The 16,991-nt window shown below is 55.6% G+C and carries 20 protein-coding genes; 4 read left to right on the forward strand and 16 right to left on the reverse strand.

Features of this window, described 5'->3' with window-relative positions:
* The coding region (locus D6029_RS06080) for a helix-turn-helix domain-containing protein (RefSeq protein WP_147365222.1) at window positions 1–271 on the reverse strand (271 nt) is incomplete at its 3' end.
* Between the two features lie 130 nt (window positions 272–401).
* Window positions 402–830 (reverse strand): OsmC family protein, encoded by a 429-nt coding sequence (locus tag D6029_RS06085; protein ID WP_120063903.1) that lies wholly within the window; start codon window positions 828–830, stop codon window positions 402–404.
* Between the two features lie 158 nt (window positions 831–988).
* Between D6029_RS06085 and D6029_RS06090 the strand changes: the two genes are divergently transcribed.
* The 3 genes from D6029_RS06090 (at window position 989) to D6029_RS06100 (ending at window position 2,807) form a co-directional block, all read left to right on the forward strand.
* The gene (locus tag D6029_RS06090; protein WP_120063904.1) at window positions 989–1,522 is read left to right on the forward strand and encodes a tetratricopeptide repeat protein; all 534 of its coding nucleotides are present in this window, start codon (window positions 989–991) and stop codon (window positions 1,520–1,522) included.
* A gap of 89 nt (window positions 1,523–1,611) precedes the next feature.
* Complete coding sequence (locus D6029_RS06095; RefSeq protein ID WP_244212378.1) at window positions 1,612–2,061, forward strand: RNA polymerase sigma factor; 450 nt, start codon at window positions 1,612–1,614, stop codon at window positions 2,059–2,061.
* Window positions 2,058–2,807 carry an anti-sigma factor family protein gene (locus tag D6029_RS06100; RefSeq protein WP_120063905.1) on the forward strand — a complete coding sequence of 250 codons (750 nt, stop codon included), beginning with the start codon at window positions 2,058–2,060 and terminating at the stop codon, window positions 2,805–2,807. The genes D6029_RS06095 and D6029_RS06100 overlap by 4 nt, the downstream gene beginning before the upstream one ends.
* On the opposite strand, the gene D6029_RS06105 is transcribed toward D6029_RS06100, so the two are convergent.
* From D6029_RS06105 to entC, 13 genes are all read right to left on the reverse strand, one after another.
* On the reverse strand, window positions 2,804–3,196 hold the full coding sequence (locus D6029_RS06105; protein ID WP_120063906.1) for a type II toxin-antitoxin system VapC family toxin: 393 nt from the start codon (window positions 3,194–3,196) through the stop codon (window positions 2,804–2,806). The genes D6029_RS06100 and D6029_RS06105 overlap by 4 nt on opposite strands.
* Window positions 3,196–3,459: an antitoxin gene (locus D6029_RS06110; protein WP_120063907.1), complete on the reverse strand. Its 264-nt coding sequence runs from the start codon at window positions 3,457–3,459 to the stop codon at window positions 3,196–3,198. The genes D6029_RS06105 and D6029_RS06110 overlap by 1 nt, the downstream gene beginning before the upstream one ends.
* 272 nt (window positions 3,460–3,731) lie before the next feature.
* Window positions 3,732–4,013 (reverse strand): acetolactate synthase small subunit, encoded by a 282-nt coding sequence (gene ilvN / locus D6029_RS06115; protein WP_120063908.1) that lies wholly within the window; start codon window positions 4,011–4,013, stop codon window positions 3,732–3,734.
* Window positions 4,014–4,016: 3 nt separating this feature from the next.
* A complete protein-coding gene (gene ilvB, locus D6029_RS06120) occupies window positions 4,017–5,705 on the reverse strand; it encodes an acetolactate synthase large subunit (protein WP_120063909.1) in 1,689 nt (562 codons plus the stop codon).
* 110 nt (window positions 5,706–5,815) lie between these two features.
* Window positions 5,816–5,914, reverse strand: a complete 99-nt coding sequence (gene ivbL / locus D6029_RS06125) for an ilvB operon leader peptide IvbL (protein ID WP_074388597.1) — start codon at window positions 5,912–5,914, stop codon at window positions 5,816–5,818.
* A 118-nt stretch (window positions 5,915–6,032) separates the two neighbouring features.
* Window positions 6,033–7,055: a CobW family GTP-binding protein gene (locus tag D6029_RS06130; RefSeq protein WP_120063910.1), complete on the reverse strand. Its 1,023-nt coding sequence runs from the start codon at window positions 7,053–7,055 to the stop codon at window positions 6,033–6,035.
* Window positions 7,056–7,070: 15 nt separating this feature from the next.
* Window positions 7,071–7,268 carry a YbdD/YjiX family protein gene (locus D6029_RS06135; protein WP_120063911.1) on the reverse strand — a complete coding sequence of 66 codons (198 nt, stop codon included), beginning with the start codon at window positions 7,266–7,268 and terminating at the stop codon, window positions 7,071–7,073.
* Between the two features lie 115 nt (window positions 7,269–7,383).
* Complete coding sequence (gene cstA, locus D6029_RS06140) at window positions 7,384–9,489, reverse strand: pyruvate/proton symporter CstA (RefSeq protein ID WP_120063912.1); 2,106 nt, start codon at window positions 9,487–9,489, stop codon at window positions 7,384–7,386.
* A 309-nt stretch (window positions 9,490–9,798) separates the two neighbouring features.
* Window positions 9,799–10,215 (reverse strand): proofreading thioesterase EntH, encoded by a 417-nt coding sequence (gene entH / locus D6029_RS06150; RefSeq protein ID WP_120063914.1) that lies wholly within the window; start codon window positions 10,213–10,215, stop codon window positions 9,799–9,801.
* Window positions 10,216–10,968: a 2,3-dihydro-2,3-dihydroxybenzoate dehydrogenase gene (dhbA, locus tag D6029_RS06155; RefSeq protein WP_120063915.1), complete on the reverse strand. Its 753-nt coding sequence runs from the start codon at window positions 10,966–10,968 to the stop codon at window positions 10,216–10,218.
* Window positions 10,969–10,970: 2 nt separating this feature from the next.
* On the reverse strand, window positions 10,971–11,825 hold the full coding sequence (locus tag D6029_RS06160; protein ID WP_120063916.1) for an isochorismatase: 855 nt from the start codon (window positions 11,823–11,825) through the stop codon (window positions 10,971–10,973).
* Window positions 11,826–11,839: 14 nt separating this feature from the next.
* Window positions 11,840–13,456, reverse strand: a complete 1,617-nt coding sequence (locus tag D6029_RS06165; RefSeq protein ID WP_120063917.1) for a (2,3-dihydroxybenzoyl)adenylate synthase — start codon at window positions 13,454–13,456, stop codon at window positions 11,840–11,842.
* Complete coding sequence (entC, locus tag D6029_RS06170) at window positions 13,457–14,638, reverse strand: isochorismate synthase EntC (RefSeq protein ID WP_120063918.1); 1,182 nt, start codon at window positions 14,636–14,638, stop codon at window positions 13,457–13,459.
* A 131-nt stretch (window positions 14,639–14,769) separates the two neighbouring features.
* Between entC and fepB the strand changes: the two genes are divergently transcribed.
* Window positions 14,770–15,687, forward strand: a complete 918-nt coding sequence (gene fepB / locus D6029_RS06175; RefSeq protein WP_120063983.1) for a Fe2+-enterobactin ABC transporter substrate-binding protein — start codon at window positions 14,770–14,772, stop codon at window positions 15,685–15,687.
* 44 nt (window positions 15,688–15,731) lie between these two features.
* On the opposite strand, the gene entS is transcribed toward fepB, so the two are convergent.
* A complete protein-coding gene (gene entS, locus D6029_RS06180; protein WP_120063919.1) occupies window positions 15,732–16,988 on the reverse strand; it encodes an enterobactin transporter EntS in 1,257 nt (418 codons plus the stop codon).
* Window positions 16,989–16,991: the final 3 nt, after the last annotated feature.

A 16,991-nucleotide genomic window follows, 5' to 3' on the forward strand; every position in this document is an offset into this window, starting at 1 on the left:
TTTTTTTCGGCCCCCAGTCGGGGTGCCGTACGCGCATATCGATAAGCTGCTGAACAATCCCGGCGGGCAGGCGTTCATCATGCGTGAGGCGGGCGCGGGGCTGGTCAAAAAGAGAGGCCGGGTCGTCGGGGTTAAAACGCTGCAGCCATTTATACCCGGTTTTGCGGCTGATACCGAAGTGGCGGCACAGTTCGGAAACAGGAGCCGTGCCTGCGTGGCAGGCACGGATGAAATCAAGACGTTGCATGGGTCGGGTCTCAGTCCAGGGCATAGTGAGTCTCCTCTGCTATGCCGTTTATAACTGTTACCCATGTGTCCGGTCTAAAGTGTTACCTAGGTGTCCGGTTTGTACCCTGGCGCTTATCCGAGCTACGAAAAGCTGAGGCCACGTTTAACGGGCATTAGTTAAGTTTGTAGTCGAGGGTAATTTCAGCTTTCATCAGCTGTGAAACCGGGCAACCGGCTTTGGCTTTCTGAATAATTTGATCGAACTTAGTGCTATCCGCACCTGGCACTTTTACCGTGCTGGTAAGTGCAATTTTGGTAATCGCGAAACCGCCGTCGGTTTTATCCAACGAAACATCAGCGGTGGTGTCGATGCTTTCTGCCGTGTAGCCCTCTTCGCCGAGCATCAGTGAAAGCGCCATCGAGAAACAAGCTGCATGTGCTGCACCGATTAACTCTTCCGGATTGGTTCCGGCTGCGCCTTCAAAACGAGTGTTAAAGCCATACGGTTGCTGTTTTAGCGCCCCACTTTCGGTGGAGACGGTGCCTTTCCCGCGTTTGATGTCGCCTTCCCAGTGTGCTTGCCCTTTCTTATGAATCGTCATATCTGCGCTCCTGTTTTATTGACACAAACAGAAAGTATAGGAGGTGGATGCCGCTCTGCCTGGCAACTCAGAGCATTCCCTATACCAGCTAAAAATAAATCGAATAAATCCCGGTGCTCAACTGTTCACTGCATACCGAACACGATGAGGGTTTTGCCATGAACCGTTTTTCTAAATTTGTGTTACCCGCAGTGGTGAGCAGCGTATTTTTGCTTTCAGGCTATGCTCAGGCGATGGGTGGCAGCAGCGATGAACCCACTCCGCCGACCTGCCCGAAAGGGCAAGTTTATGACCAAAAAACCAAAACTTGCATGGTGGATAAGGGCGCGATGATTGGCGATGAATCCCGTACTGATTACGCTTACGCCCTGGCAAAAGCGGGCCGTTATCAGGAAGCGTTGGATATGCTCAATACCCTGCAACAGCCCAATACCGCCGAAGCGCTCAATTACCGGGGATACGCCACCCGCAAGCTGGGCCGCACCGATGAAGGCATCAGCTATTATTTAAAATCTGTGGCGCTCGATCCTAAGTATCCAAAAGTCCGCGAGTATCTGGGTGAAGCGTACATGATCAAAAATCGCCCTGATTTAGCGCGCGAACAACTGGCGACAATCAAAACCCTGTGCGGTACAGGTTGTGAGGAATACCGCGACCTGGCAGCCGCTATCGACGGCCATCCGGAATCCTGATCTTCCCGTTTGTGGAGGCTAAAATCAGCAACGAAGCGATACGCCATCAAATCGCGCAATATCTTCCCCGCCTGTGGCGCTACGGCCTGGTGCTGAGCCATCGGCGGGATGTTGCGGATGATTTGGTGCAGGCCACTTGCGTGCGGGCGCTGGAACGCGCCTCGCAATTTATCACTGGCAGTCGCCTTGACCGCTGGCTGTTTTCTATTTTGCATTCGATCTGGATTAACGAAGTGCGGGCTCAGTTGATCCGGCGTGGGCAAGGCTTTGTTGATGTTGATGAACTCACGGGGACGGGAAATAGCGAAGAGGCACTCTGGTCAAACGATGTAATGAAGCGCGTGAGCCGTTTACCCGAAGCGCAGCGCGACACAGTGTTTTTAGTTTATGTCGAAGAATTATCTTATCGCGAGGCTTCCGAGGTACTGAATGTTCCGATTGGCACGGTGATGAGCCGCCTGGCCACAGCGCGCCTCACGCTGGCGCAAGACCCGGCAATTCAGCCTGACATGCCACAAAGGAAAGGAGATAAATCATGAGATTTTCAGGAAACACGGACGAACTGCTGGTGGCGTATCTTGATAACCAATTAAGCGAAAATGAACGCGCGACACTGGAAGAACGGCTCGTTCAGGATGATTACCTGGCTAAGCGCCTGGCCTTTTTCGAGCGCACCAGTTTGCCATTTAAAACGTCATTTGAACCATTACTGGAAGAGGCTCCGCTGGAGCATTTGCAAACCTACCTTCGCCCTTCCCCGTCGCCTGCTTTATCACGGCGTAACCTGATTGCCGCCGCCGTCAGCTTCCTGGCGTTGGGCATCATTGGCGATCGTGCTTTCCTGCATTTTTCTCAACCCGAGGAAAACTGGCGCGAATTGGTGGCACAATATATGGCGCTTTACACCCCCGAAACACTGGCGGAAACACCCACCAGCCAGGCGCTGGAGTCTCAGTTGCAGGCCACTGGAAAGCAACTCGGCGTCCCACTTTCCGTAGCGAATCTGACTTTACCCAATATCACGTTGAAAAACGCCCGGGTGCTGGCGTATGACGAACAACGCATTGCCCAAATTACCTGGCTTGATACCGCTAGCGGCCCGCTGGCGCTGTGTATTACTCGCAACACCGGAAAAGCAATGGCAGCGCAAAGCGAACAGCGCCTGGGCATGAACATTGTTTATTGGGCCAGCCAGTCACATAAATTTATGGTGATAGGCCATGGCACAGCGATGCAACTCAGCGACATTGCTACGCAGTTACAGCGCGACATCAGCGTAAGTTAAACCGTCCAGTCTTCAGCGCGTAACCCAACAATATTGTGAAATGCGCGGTCGCTGGTGACGATGGTCGTTTTTTCGCTTAACGCATGAGCCGCAATCAACATGTCTAGCGCGCCCATCACCTGGCCTTTTTTCTCCATGCTAGCCCTGAGTTTGCCGTAAGCCTCCGCCGCAACACTGTCCCAGTGATACACCGAGACAGCATCCAGAAACCCCATCACCGCCATTTTCAGCGCTTTGTTTTGCCGTTTCGCCACCCCAAAAAGCAGCTCCGCTTCCGTAATGCTTGAGATCACAATATCGGAAGGTGGCACTTTGGACATTCTGGCAAGCACTTGCGGGTTTTGGCGCAAAAAGTAACTGACCGTATTGGTATCCAGCATCCAGACCATTACTTAATTCCCGCAAAAGGATCCCGGTCAGCGAAAGGCTGATTACGCTCTTCAGCGTCCAGGAAATTATCCGGCACACGCGCTTTTTTAATCAGAGACATTACGTTATCCCAGTTATCTGGTTTTAAAGGCCTTTTTGAAAGAATCACATTGCCTTCCTTGTCTTGTCGGATATAAACCCTGTCAGTATCAAACTCGAATTCCACCGGTAACCTCACCGCCTGGTTTCTGCCATTTTTGAAAATCTTCGCAATACGTTCCATATGCTCCCCCACAAATTTCAGGCCTATGCCAAAGCATATGCCTTTTGCTGGTATTAGCCAACAGCGATCCGTGGGTCATGAGCATAAAAACGACCGCCAATAAATATCGCGTTTCAACGACATTTGCCTGACTTTTCTTTTAGAGGATTTTGATTGTGGGAAGAGCTTTCCGGGGAAAATGAAACGTGGGGATTTCAGCAAAAATAAATGGAACCAGCCTCGCAATTCAAACCATTGGCGGAGGGGTAATCCAACCCCTCCGCCATCTAAATCTACTGCACCAGTGCCGTCAGCTTGCCAAACACTTCTGCGCCGTCGGCATCACGGCGTATTTGCACCACGTCTTCAAGTTTGTCGATTTGGCTGATCATCTGCTCAAGGCGCTGATCGTCTGCCACTTGTAGCCAGATGCGGCTTTGATCGCCCTGCGGTAACGGAAGGCAGAGAATGCCTTCAACGTTGAAAGCGCGGCGGGCAAACAGGCCACAAATATGAGACATCACACCCGGATGGTTGCGCACAGTAAGTTCAAGAATAACAGTTAGTTGTTGCATGGCTTACTCTCCAATCATCTCAATATTGGCAGCACCTGGCGGCACCATCGGGAATACTTTTTCGCTGGCATCAATGCGCACGTGAATCAGGCACGGGCCAGGGCGTGAAATCGCTTCTTGCAGCGCGGCCTGCGGGTCTTCCGCGCCGTTCAAATCACAAGTCGCCAGGCCAAAACCTTCGGCAATTTTCAGGAAGTTAGTTTGCCCGGAGTAAGTCGCCGCAAAGACATTTTGTTGGTAGAACAGCGTTTGTTGTTGATGCACCAGACCCAGCGCCTGGTTGTTCAGCAGGATAATTTTCACATCCAGATTATGTTCGGCAGCGGTCGCCATTTCCTGAATATTCATCATGATGCTGCCGTCGCCGGTAAAGCACAGTACCTTGCGGTTTGGCTCCGCCAGAGCCGCACCCACCGCCGCAGGCAGGCCAAAGCCCATCGTCCCCAAACCACCGGATGTCAGCCACTGGCGCGGGCGGTTCAGCGGATACGCCTGCGCCACCCACATTTGGTGCTGACCCACGTCGGTGGTGATAATCGCGTTGTCATCAACACAAGACGCAGCGGCGTTAATCAGGCCGTATGGCGTCAGCGGGTTGTCTGCACCCGGCATGTTGAACGGGAATTCCTGCTGCAAACCTGCGACTTGTTGCAGCCATTGCTGGCGCGGTTGGGCGGTGATTTTTGGCAGCAGTTGTGCCAGCACTTCGCCAACATCGCCGCGAATCGCCACATGCGCCTGTTTGATTTTACCCAGCTCGGCACGGTCGATATCAACGTGAATGATTTTCGCATTCGGGCAGAATTCTTCAGTTTTACCAATTGCCCGGTCGTCAAAACGCGCGCCCAGCACAATCAGCAAGTCCGCTTCCTGCAAAATGTAGTTGGTGCTGCGCGCACCATGCATCCCCAACATGCCCAGCGATAACGAGTGTTTGGCGGGAATGGTGCCGAGCGCCATTAACGTCATGGTGGTTGGCAGATTAGCTTTTTCAGCCAACGCCCGCGCATCGGCGTGAGCATTAATCACGCCGCCGCCGAGATACAGTACCGGGCGCTGCGCCTGGTTAATCATCGTGGCGGCATCGGCGATTTGTTGGGCTTCAAATTTTGGCGCGGCGGTATGTTCAGAAACGGGAGGCAGTTCGCTGATGTCGATTTCAGCCGTTTGTACGTCTTTCGGAATATCAATCCACACCGGGCCTGGGCGGCCAGATTCCGCAATGCGGAACGCGTCGCAAATCACCTGCGGCAGTTCGGCGATATCGCGCACTAAATAGTTGTGTTTGGTAATGGGAATCGAGATGCCGTAGGTGTCGACTTCCTGGAAGGCGTCGGTGCCAATCATCGATTTCGGCACCTGCCCGGTGATGCACACCAGCGGGATGGAATCGAGGCGCGCATCGGCGATGGCGGTGACCAGGTTCGTAGCCCCCGGCCCGCTACAAGCGATGCATACCGCGGCTTTGCCCTGGGTTCGTGCCATGCCCTGCGCCATAAAGCCTGCGCCTTGTTCGTGGCGAGCCAGAATGTGGCGGATTTTTTCGCTTTTGCTTAGTGCGTTATAGAGCGGCAGAACGGTGCCACCGGGAATACCGCTGATGGTAGTAATGCCATGATGTTCAAGCAGTTGCACAATTAATTTTGCGCCCGTAATACGGTTTGCTTGCGGTGGGTTTTCCGATATTGCCATTGCTCCAGTCCTTCTTCTTATGCCGTTTCGCTTTTGGCCGGGGGACTAAAACAAGAAACCCCGCCCGGTTTGCGCCGGCGGGGTTTGGAATCGATGCGTTGATTCAGACCCTACGGCGCATTGCCGACGACCACCACCACACGCACGACGACCACCGCGGCTGGTAGCGCGGTTAGTAGTAGGCCAGTGTTGCGGGTGAATGTAGTCATTAGGGTCCTGAATAAGTGTTGTGCGTTTTTAACGTCGAAATTTATACAAACACACTGCTTCGTTTCGCACAACAGCTTTATTTTCATCTGCAAAAAAATGTGCGCCCGATCACAGCAATTAAATCGTAGTTGCAGCGAATTCTCTGCGTAGCTCGTCAATCGGCAGATAACGCCCGATGATCACCAGCCGTGAAACACGCTGTTCAGTGGGATGCCACTCCGAACCATAATCAAAGCCCACCACTTTATGCACGCCTTGCACAATCAGCCGTTGCGGGTTGCCGTCAATCGCCAGCACGCCTTTGTAGCGCAGCATGTCGTTGCCAAAACGCGCAATGCAGCTTTCCATAAATGCGCCGATTTTCTTCACGTCCAGTAACCCAGCGTCGAAAACATGCGCCTGAATGGCATCGTCCCAGGAGCGTTTTGCCGATGCTTTGCGGAACGGCTGGAAGCTCACTGGACTCTCAGCATCAGCGCGAATCACACGGAATCCAGCGGTGGTTTCGATATTATCGGTCAGCTCAAAAGCGTTAAGATCTAGCCACAGATCCGCCGGGCATTCGCCGTTTACGATCTCAAAAAGATCGGCTTTGCTATTGATCTGATGAATCCTTTCCAGCGCCTGGAGTTGGGTTTCTTCGTCAACGCGATCGGCTTTGGTCAGTAAAATTCGATCGGCAAAACCGAGCTGCGAGGCCGCCACCGCATGTTCATCTAACTGGCGAGAAATATGTTCCGCATCGGCCAGCGCGATAACCGCATCAAGGCGTAGCGCTTCACGCAGATATTCATCCACAAAGAAGGTCTGGACGATGGGTGCCGGGTCGGCAAGGCCGGTAGTTTCTACGATCAGGCGTTCAAAATTCAGTTCTCCCGCCGCGCGTTTGGCCAGTAATTCTCTTAATGCGGCGGTGAATTCCCCGCGCACGCTGCAACACACGCAGCCGTTGCTGAGTTCCACCACATTGACGTTATCACCGCCTTTAAGCAGCGCGCCGTCGATGTTTACCGCACCAAATTCGTTTTCCAGAATCGCGACCGGTTGGTTGTCGTTATGGGCGAGGAAATAGTTAAGAAGTGTGGTTTTCCCTGAGCCAAGAAAGCCCGTTAAGAGCGTGACAGATACCGCTTCATTCATGTCATATTCCTTAAATTAACAGCAGCGAGCGCCGCCTTTGCCGCCGTAGCGCGCATCCTGACGCTCGCGGAAAAACTCTTCGTAAGTCATCGGCGTATGTTCCGGATGGGTCAGGCGCACATGTTGTACGTAGTTGTCGTAATCAGGGACGCCAACCATCAGTTTCGCGGCCTGGCCGAGATATTTCCCTGCTTTGGCGAGTGTGTCGAACATGTTTGGCTCCAGTGTTGTTGGGTGCCCTCACCCTAACCCTCTCCCACAGGGAGAGGGGACTGTCCGGTTTTCTCCCTCTCCTTTGGGAGAGGGCCGGGGTGAGGGGAATGCTGACTTAATGCGCGCTCTTCGCCTGCGCCACAATTTGCTCCACGTCTTCCGGCATCTGCTGATACGGCGTCTCTTTCGCGGTTGGCTGGTCAGATTTCAGCGCCTGCATTGCAGTCTTAATCGCGAACAGTGCAATCACCACCACAACCACCATAAAGAAGATCGTCAAACCCGCATCCAGACGGTTGTTGAACACCAGTTGCGAAAGTTGCGACTCGGTGTATTGCGCCGGGATTTTGCCGCTGTCAATCATCGCCTGGAACTTGTTAGCAATCGCCAGGAAGCCGACTTTCTGATCCGGGCTAAACGCTTTTTGCCAGCCCGCCGTCAGGGTACAAATCAGCAGCCAGGCCGTTGGCACCAGCGCCACCCAGGCGTATTTCTGTCTTTTCATCTTGAACAGAACCACCGCGCAGAGCATCAGCGCCATGCCCGCCAGCATCTGGTTGGCGATACCAAACAGCGGCCACAAGGTATTAATACCGCCGAGTGGATCAACCACGCCCTGGTGCAGGAAGTAACCCCACGCCAGCACGCAAAGTGCCGTTGCCAGCAGGTTCGCAGGCAGCGAGTCGGTGCGTTTGAGGCTCGGGGAAATCACGCCCAGCAAGTCTTGCAGCATAAAGCGCGCCGCACGCGTCCCGGCATCCACCGCCGTCAGAATAAACAGCGCTTCAAACAGAATGGCGAAGTGATACCAGAACGAAACATCCATCAGCCCGCCGAGCGCGCCGTGCAGGATGTACGCCATTCCCACAGCCAGCGTTGGAGCGCCGCCCGCACGGGAGATAATGCTCTGCTCGCCGACTTCGTTGGCAATTTGAGTCAAGGTTTCCGGGGTAATCTGGAAGCCCCAACTGCTGACCACGCTTGCCGCAGAAACCACCACATCGGTGGTGCCCGCCGGAGCCAGAACCGCCATCGGGCTGTTCATCGCAAAGTACACGCCTGGGTCGATAACACAAGCCGCAACCAGCGCCATAATCGCCACGAACGACTCCATCAACATGCCGCCGTAACCGATGAAGCAAGCCTGGTTTTCGTTAGCCAGCATTTTCGGCGTGGTGCCGGAAGCAATCAGCGCGTGGAAGCCAGACACCGCGCCACAGGCGATGGTGATAAACAGGAACGGGAACAGGTCGCCGGTCCAGACCGGGCCGGTGCCATCAATGAATTTGGTCAGCGACGGCATTTGCAGCGTTGGGCGCATGATCAAAATGCCAATCGCCAGGCCGATAATAGTGCCGATTTTCAGGAAGGTTGAGAGGTAATCGCGCGGTGCCAGCAGCAGCCAGACCGGCAGAACCGCCGCCACAAAACCGTAACCCACCAGCATCCAGGTGAGCTGCACGCCAGTGAAGTCAAAGTACGGAGCCCAGGTCGGGCTTTCCGCCACCCAGCCACCGGAGATAATTGCAAAAATCAGCATCACAAGGCCAATCACCGACACTTCGCCGATACGCCCCGGACGCAGATAACGAATATAGACGCCCATAAACAGCGCCAGCGGAATGGTAAACGCCACGGTGTAGGTGCCCCACGGGCTGTGGGTCAGCGCTTTCACCACGATCATCGCCAGTACCGCGAGGATGATGACCATAATCATGAAGCAGGCCACCAGCGCGATAACGCCCGCCGTGTTGCCCATTTCTTCTTTCACCAGTTCGCCCAGCGAACGCCCATCACGGCGCGTCGAGACAAACAGCACCATAAAATCTTGTACCGCACCGGCCAACACCACACCCGCCAGCAGCCAGAGCATACCTGGCAAGTACCCCATTTGCGCGGCAAGCACCGGCCCGACAAGCGGCCCCGCCCCTGCTATCGCGGCAAAATGGTGACCGAACAGCACTTTTTTGTCGGTCGGAACATAATCCAACCCGTCGTTATGGCGCACGGCTGGCGTCATACGGGTGGCATCAACAGTTAAGACTCGCTTAGCAATAAACAAGCCGTAGTAACGATAAGCGATGAGATAAACGCAGATTGCGGCAACCACAATCCATAATGCGTTGATCTGTTCGCCGCGATTAAGTGCGATATAGCCGAGCGCGAATGCACCTATCAGTGCAAGCACCGCCCATATGAGGTGTTTCCCTGGGTTATTCATATTGTTTTTCCATGTGTAGGCCAGAAGCAGAGGTGTTACCGATTTGTTCTAGATCAAGCAGCGGAATTTAACAATATTGAAACGAGAGAATGGAGTGGTTTGACCAGGGATTTACATCAGCTTGTTACGGGGATCACGATGCGGGGGATTCCCCTCACCCCAGCCCTCTCCCCCAGGAGAGGGAGAAAACCATGCAATCCCCTATCCCCCTGGTGAGGGAGAAAACCATGCAATCCCCTATCCCCCTGGCGAGGGAGAAAACCATGCAATCCCCTCTCCCTCAGGGAGAGGGTTAGGGTGAGGGTTGTTCTACCCCAGCGTCGCCGTCGTCAACCGCGCCGTGCAGCACCTTTTCCCGCGCCCATCAAAAATCGCGATTTCCCACACCTGGGACGCCCTCCCCAAATGCAGCGGTTTACACACGCCGCGCACGGTGCCGGATGCCACCGCCCGATGATGGCTGGCATTAACTTCAGTCCCCACCACGCACTGCCCTTCGGTTGTGGTCAGAAAACCTGCCATCGACCCCAGCGTTTCCGCCAGCACTACTGATGCGCCGCCATGCAGCAAACCAAACGGCTGCTGCGTGCGGTTATCCACCGGCATTTCGGCTTCCAGCGAGTCGTCGTCAAGATGCGTGTAAATAATACCTAGATGCTCAACCATCGTTCCGGCGCTGGTTTTATTCAGCTCGTCGAGCGTCATTGCTCGTTTCCAGAGACTCATTTACGCCCCCAACGTTGCGCCGCCATCAATCACAATATCCTGCAACGTGATGTGGCTGGCGAGGGGTGAAGCGAGGAACAAAATGGTGTTGGCGATTTCCTGCGGACGGGCGATTTTGCCCAGCGGAATACCCAGTTTGAACTGCTCCGGGAAACCTTTGATGCGCTGCTGCTCGGCATCCGGCGTTTTCCACAGCGTGCGCTGCATGTCAGTGTCGGTCGAACCCGGCGACACCACGTTACAACGCACGCCGAATGGGGCGAGTTCCAGGCCAACGGTCAACGCCAGGCTTTTCAGCGCCGCTTTCGATGCGCCATAGGCCGACATGCCGGTGCGCGGCGTGTGGGCCGCGTCCGATGCGACGGTGACAATCGCCCCACTCTGCTGTTCGCGCAAATGTGGCATCACGGCGCGGAACAGATTAAACGCACCACCGACGTTGACGGCGAAAGTATCCTGCCAGTCCTGCAACGCCAGCGCGTCCGTCGCCCCCATGCGCAAAATTCCTGCCGCATTCACCAGTACATCCAGTTGCGGTTCGTCGCTCAATAAACGCTGCGTAACGGTAGAAACCTGCTCGGCGTCTGCCACGTTCAGCACTTCCGTGGCGAACGGATAAACCTCCAGTGGGAAGGCGAGATCGAAGCCGATAACCGTTGCGCCCGCTTCGCTGAACGCCCGCGCGGTGTCATAGCCGATGCCTTTGCCCGCGCCCGTCACCCAGACGCGTTTGCCAGTAAAGTCGATGTTCATGCTCAGGCTTCCCGTGACAGCAGAGCCCACCAGGCGTCGATGGTCGGGTTTTTCGCCAGCATCACGAAGTCGATATCCGCATGAATTTTGCGCCAGCGCGCCGCCAGCGCCATCATGCGCACCGAATCGAGGCCGTAATCAATCAGGTTTTCGTCGTCTTCGGGAATGTCAGATTCGTCCAGCAACGGCAGCACGATTTCACGCAGTTGCGCTTTGTTTTGCGGCGCAGCTTCAGGAAGTAGATCACGCGTCATCACCACGCGGCCAGAACGGCCAGCGGTGTATTTCAGCGCCATCAGGTGTTCTTCGCGGCTGAAATCTGCCAGCGCATCGGCCACCATAAACGGTTTGATATCACGCATAAACGCGTCCGTTGCAGTGGTCATGCAGCCGATATGGGCGTACACGCCGCAGATAATCAGCTGGTTGCGGCCCGTTTCTTTCAGCGTTTGTTCCAGCGGCGAGCGGATAAACGCGCTGTAACGCCATTTGGTCAGCACCGTGTCGTGCTCGTCTGGCGCAAGTTCTGCCACCACTTTCTGGCGCTCAGGGTGTTTGTTTAAGCCCGGCCCCCACATGTCGTTTAACAGCGCACGGTCTTCATCGCTTTGCGCGTTCGGCTGCGCGGTGTAATACACCGGAATGTTGTGGCGTTTGCAGTAATCACGCAGCGCGGCAATGTTGGCGATAACCTGTTGGATCATCGGGCAATTGTCGCCCCAGAAATCAATGAAATATTCCTGCATATCATGGATTAACAGCGCCGCTCGCTCAGGCTCAAACGCCCAGTTCACTTTGTTTTCCGGGATGTCGGCAGCCGTCGGTAAGCTGTATGCGTTCAGTTTTGGAATAGCCATAATTTCTCCGTCAATCAGGAAGCCAGTTGCTTATCAGCAATCAACTGGCGCAAACGTTTTTTGTCCACTTTGCCCACCGCCGTCAGCGGCAGACTTTCAACAATTTCAATGCGATCCGGCAGTTTGAAATCGGCAATGCCGAGTTCACGCAGGTAGCGGCGAATTTCCACGGCGCGGAACGGACGGCAACCGACGATAAACGCGCAGCTTTTCTCGCCCAGCAGGCTGTCTTCCATAGAAACCAGCGCGGCATGAATGATCTCTTCGTGGCGCAGCAGCAGGTTTTCGATCTCTTCAGCGGCGATCTTTTCCCCGCCGCGATTGATCTGATCTTTCTCGCGCCCCTGAACCGTGATGTAGCCGTCTTCGGCAATGGAAATCAGGTCGCCAGAGCAGTAAAAACCGTTGGCATCAAAGGCGCTGGCGTTGTGTTCCGGGCTGCGATAATAGCCACGGAAGGTGTACGGCCCACGCGTCATCAGGCGGCCCACTTCGCCGTGTGGCAACGGGTTGCCATGTTCATCGGCGACCCAAACTTCGTCGTCCGGGCACATTGGTTTGCCCTGGGTTTTGAAGATGTGTTCGCTGTCGTCATCCAGGCGGGTGTAGTTCACCAGCCCTTCAGCCATGCCGAAAACTTGCTGTAGCTGGCAGCCGATTTCTGCCGGAATACGAGCGGCGAGCGCTTCGCTTAAACGTGCGCCGCCCACCTGTAAAAGTTCTAACGATGCGAGGGATTGATTGCTGCCCCACTCGCCAATCGCCTGTAACCACAAGCTGACCGCAGGCGGCACCAGCGCGGTGGCGTTGATTTGATGGCGTTCGATCAGTGGGAAACAGAGCGTGGCGCTCGGGTCGTTTGCCAGCACCACGCGCCCGCCGCCGTAAAATACGCCCAGCGAACCGGGTGAACTTAACGCGTAGTTATGCGCCGCCGGGATCGCGCACAGGAAGCGCGTATTCGCGTCAAAACGACAGATTTCGACGCTGCGGCGAATGCTGTAGTAGTAGTCGTTGTGGGTGCGCGGGATCAGTTTTGGCGTGCCGGTGCTGCCACCGGAAAGCTGGAAAAACGCCACTTCGTCAGCCGCCGATGGCGTGGCGACAAAGTTATCTTCCGGCTCGTTGATAAACGCACTCAGCGAACGTTCGCGGTCGCTTTCATTGAGCATTACCGCCATGCGCAGCGAGGGGTTTTGCTGGCACAGCGCATCAAGAAAATCATCGTGGGCGAACAAATTATGTTTGCGATCGCCAATCACCACCGCCGGTTCAATCTGGCGGGCGTAGGCTTCCATTTCGGTACGCTGATGGCTGAACAGTGCGTTCACCGGCGCAACACCAATTTTCAGCAGCGCAAACAGCGTGATGTATAACTCAGCCACGTTGCCAAGCTGCACCAGCGCGGTTTCGCCATTGCTCAGGCCGCGTCTTTTCAGCGCACAGGCCAGGCGCGTGGCGGCCAGTTCCAGCTCGCGGTAGCTGTAATGGCGCTCGCCTTCGATTAACGCAATCGCATCATTTTTTGCCTGGCGCGTGAGAATGTCGGTCAGCGGCAAATCCGCCCAGTAACCTTTTTCGCGGTAGCGTGCGGCCAGATCTTCCGGCCAACGGGTAAATTCGATAGCCATTTATTTGAGTCCAAAAACATTGAGCATGGTGGAAAGTTTGACGCCAGTTTCGCGCCATTCAGATTCCGGCGAGGAAGCCGGAACGATGCCTGCGCCAGCGAACAGTCGCACTTGTTTGCCGCCGACGCGCGCGCAGCGAATCGTCACTACCCATTCGCCGTTGCCTTCGGCGTCACACCAGCCGACGATGCCGCCAAACAGTTCGCGGTCGAACGGCTCCAGTTCGGCAATCAATTTTTGTGCGACATCGTGCGGGAAGCCGCTCAGAGCGGGGGTTGGGTGCAATAAGCAAGCCAGGGAAAGCGCGTTGTGCTGGCGGTTTTCAACCTGGCCGTAAATCGGCGTGGCGAGGTGCCATAACGTCGGAGTGGTGATGAGTTCCGGGGTATCGGAAAGCGTCAAAGAGTGGCTGTACGGCTGCAAAACATCGCGCATCGCCTGCGTCACCAGGCCGTGTTCGTGGCGGTCTTTGGTGGAGCGCAGCAGTTGCGCGCCAATTTCGCTATCACGCTGCATGTTTTCTTTATCGCGACGCGCTGACCCGGCGAGCGGCAAGGAGCTGAAATTCTTGCCCGATTTACGCAGCAGCAATTCCGGGCTGGCCCCCACCAGCGAGCCGCCATCCAGCAACGGCACGTGGAAGTTATAGCTGGTCGGGTTCTGGCTAATCAGGCGGTTAAGCAGCGCGTCGAGGTCAACGGGCGCGTCCGTTTCGATATCAATCAGGCGCGAGAGCACCACTTTGTCGATATCCGGCTGAGCCGTAGCGGCGGCGGCATGGGCCACCATTTCCATAAATTTGGCTTGTTCAGGAATCGCATGGCGCGAGGCGATATTCAGCGCCTGGCTGACGGGGTTTTGTGCCGCGAAATCCTGGCGCTGAGCGCGGGAAAACGGCTGCCAGCTTTCGGGGATAAACAACGCGGAAGCCTGGCGAGGATCAAAAGGGATTGCGCCGACCACAACCGGCTTTTCGATACCGTGATTTCTGGCGTTTGCAAACGCCTCACGCAGCTGTGTTTGCAGGCGACCATGGAGATTTTCGCCGTCAAGCGCCGGACTTTGCAGGCGGGTGAAGCAGCCGCTTGTCGAAAAACTGCGATACGGCGACATAAAGAAAAAGCTCTCTGCACAAGGTGTTAGTTGCTTTTCTTGTCGTTTCTCAGCCAGTAACGTTTCCATGTACCCTCCGTAAAAACATGACAAAAGATAGTAATAATGATTATCATTTGCTTTTCGGAGTCGTAACCTAAAGAGAAAAGGACATGCTGTCAACAAAGCTCAAATTTTTTTTAACAATTCCCGCACTTGTAATGTTGAGTTTGAGCAGCCTTGCTCAAGCCACCGCCTGGCCGCGAACGCTCACCGACAGCCACGGCTCGCACACTTTTGAACAGGCTCCGCAGCGCATCGTTTCCACCAGCGTGACGCTAACCGGTTCGCTGCTGGCGATTGACGCGCCGGTGGTGGCAAGCGGTGCGACCACGCCGGGCAACCGCATGGCGGATTCACAAGGTTTCCTGCGCCAGTGGGGCGATGTGGCGAAAGCGCGTGACGTCCAGCGTTTATATATTGGCGAAGCCAGCGCCGAAGCGGTTGCCGCGCAAATGCCGGATCTGATTTTGATCAGCGCCACTGGCGGCGATTCTGCCCTCGCCCTTTACGATCAGCTCTCCGCTATCGCGCCCACTTTAGTGATTAATTACGACGATAAAAGCTGGCAGCAATTGCTCACCCAACTGGGGGAAATCACCGGGCATGAAAAGCAGGCCGCGGCCCGAATCGCCAGTTTTGATAAGCAGTTGAGCGAAGCCAAAATGCATATGACGCTGCCACCCCAGCCCGTCACCGCGCTGGTTTACACGCCTGCATCACGCTCGGCAAACCTGTGGACGCAAGACTCCGCGCAGGGGAAATTGCTCCAGCAGTTGGGCTTCACACTTTCAACCTTGCCGATGGCGGTTCATGCCAGCCAGAGCATGGGGAAACGCCACGATATCGTGCAACTTGGCGGTGAAAATCTGGCTGCCGGTTTGAACGGCGAGAGCCTGTTTTTGTTCGCCAGCGACGATAAAGACGCCAAAGCGCTGGAAGCTAACCCGCTGCTTTCGCACCTGCCTGCGGTGCAAAATAAGCGGGTTTATGCCTTGGGCACCGAAACTTTCCGTCTGGATTATTACAGCGCCACGCAGATTCTTGAACGCATGAGCCAGTTGTTTGCCAGTAAGTAGCTGATTTAATGTCGGATGACGCTGCGCTTATCCGACCTACGGATTTATTTGACGGCTGCCGCTTCGGTTTGCTCCGGGGCGGCTTGCAAATAACCACGCAATTGCACCAACACAATCGCCAATACCACGCCGCACAACGTCAACGCTAAACCGCCGTAACTCGCTGCTGCAACCGGCGTTAACGCCACCGTCATGCCGCCTAAAATCGCCGCGCCGATGGCATCGCCCGTCACGTTCTGCGCCGTCCATAAACCGTTGATGCGCCCTAACATACCGTCTGGCGTCAGCGTCTGAATCAGCGTGTATTGCAGTAAAGAGCTGATGGCGCTGAGATAGCCAAACAGCGCCAGGCACGCCAGCCCAAGCCCCCAAACCGGCATCAGGCTGAAAACGCCAATCGAGATAAACGACACAATTCCGGTTCCCAGCATGATCATACCCGGACGTGAATGATGCGCGATGCGCCCGCTGGTTAATGCGCCGATTGCCGCCCCGAGCGGAACGGCGGCGTACATCAGGCCGATTTGCGCCGCGCTCATATTCCAGTGCCCTGCAAGCGCCGGATACAACACGCGCACCGCGCTCGCCATGGTCAGCAACGCGCCGACTAACGCAATGCCGCCGATAATCGGGTGGCCGACCAGGAAACGCAGACCATTCCACAACGAGAGCAGCGGGTTTTCACGCGCCTGCGGTGGCGGTGCCAGCTTCGGCAAACTCAACAGCGGCAGCAGCGTGATAAACGTGCCGACGGAGGCCAGCGCGTAGTTCCACACCACGCCGCCGGACGCCAGCAACAGCCCGCCGATCATCGGCGAAATCACTGAACCGAGGCGCACGGTGAGCATGGTTATCGCGCTCGCCTGCATTAAATTTTCACGGCCAACCAGCGCGGGAGTTGCCGCTAAAAGCGCCGTCACGCCCAGCGCGCCAAAGAATCCATCCCACACGCCGAGCAAATAAATCGCCGCCAGCGACGGTTCCGGCAACGCGGCGTTGATCGTCAGGCCGATAAACCCGATACCGCAAGTTGAGCGGGCGAGCAAAATCAGGCGGCGGCGCTCGTGGCGGTCAGCCAATACGCCGCCCATCATCAGGCCGATAAACATGGCGCTGCCGGTTAGCGTGACCGCCAGGCCGACTTGCAGCGAGGAGCCGGTCAGCGTCTGGATTTGTACCGGAACGGCAACGCCGAGTAACCCCAGCGAGACAATGGAAATAAAGCGAGCGAGGAAGACGGCGCGAAATGCGGGATGGGTCTTGAGCAAACTGAGATTTAGCAGCAAAGAATTGCGGTTCATTAC

Origin of the sequence: Buttiauxella izardii, assembly GCF_003601925.1 — a bacterium.
In the GTDB taxonomy this organism is placed as follows: Bacteria; Pseudomonadota; Gammaproteobacteria; order Enterobacterales; family Enterobacteriaceae; genus Buttiauxella; species Buttiauxella izardii.

Bases quoted from the DNA above. Each gene is read 5' to 3' on its own strand.
- D6029_RS06085 (WP_120063903.1), bottom strand. From the start codon at position 830: ATGACGATTCATAAGAAAGGGCAAGCACACTGGGAAGGCGACATCAAA.
- D6029_RS06090 (WP_120063904.1), top strand. From the start codon at position 989: ATGAACCGTTTTTCTAAATTTGTGTTACCCGCAGTGGTGAGCAGCGTA.
- D6029_RS06100 (WP_120063905.1), top strand. From the start codon at position 2,058: ATGAGATTTTCAGGAAACACGGACGAACTGCTGGTGGCGTATCTTGAT.
- D6029_RS06105 (WP_120063906.1), bottom strand. From the start codon at position 3,196: ATGGTCTGGATGCTGGATACCAATACGGTCAGTTACTTTTTGCGCCAA.
- D6029_RS06110 (WP_120063907.1), bottom strand. From the start codon at position 3,459: ATGGAACGTATTGCGAAGATTTTCAAAAATGGCAGAAACCAGGCGGTG.
- ilvN (WP_120063908.1), bottom strand. From the start codon at position 4,013: ATGCAACAACTAACTGTTATTCTTGAACTTACTGTGCGCAACCATCCG.
- ilvB (WP_120063909.1), bottom strand. From the start codon at position 5,705: ATGGCAATATCGGAAAACCCACCGCAAGCAAACCGTATTACGGGCGCA.
- ivbL (WP_074388597.1), bottom strand. From the start codon at position 5,914: ATGACTACATTCACCCGCAACACTGGCCTACTACTAACCGCGCTACCA.
- D6029_RS06130 (WP_120063910.1), bottom strand. From the start codon at position 7,055: ATGAATGAAGCGGTATCTGTCACGCTCTTAACGGGCTTTCTTGGCTCA.
- D6029_RS06135 (WP_120063911.1), bottom strand. From the start codon at position 7,268: ATGTTCGACACACTCGCCAAAGCAGGGAAATATCTCGGCCAGGCCGCG.
- cstA (WP_120063912.1), bottom strand. From the start codon at position 9,489: ATGAATAACCCAGGGAAACACCTCATATGGGCGGTGCTTGCACTGATA.
- entH (WP_120063914.1), bottom strand. From the start codon at position 10,215: ATGAGTCTCTGGAAACGAGCAATGACGCTCGACGAGCTGAATAAAACC.
- dhbA (WP_120063915.1), bottom strand. From the start codon at position 10,968: ATGAACATCGACTTTACTGGCAAACGCGTCTGGGTGACGGGCGCGGGC.
- D6029_RS06160 (WP_120063916.1), bottom strand. From the start codon at position 11,825: ATGGCTATTCCAAAACTGAACGCATACAGCTTACCGACGGCTGCCGAC.
- D6029_RS06165 (WP_120063917.1), bottom strand. From the start codon at position 13,456: ATGGCTATCGAATTTACCCGTTGGCCGGAAGATCTGGCCGCACGCTAC.
- entC (WP_120063918.1), bottom strand. From the start codon at position 14,638: ATGGAAACGTTACTGGCTGAGAAACGACAAGAAAAGCAACTAACACCT.
- fepB (WP_120063983.1), top strand. From the start codon at position 14,770: ATGTTGAGTTTGAGCAGCCTTGCTCAAGCCACCGCCTGGCCGCGAACG.
- entS (WP_120063919.1), bottom strand. From the start codon at position 16,988: ATGAACCGCAATTCTTTGCTGCTAAATCTCAGTTTGCTCAAGACCCAT.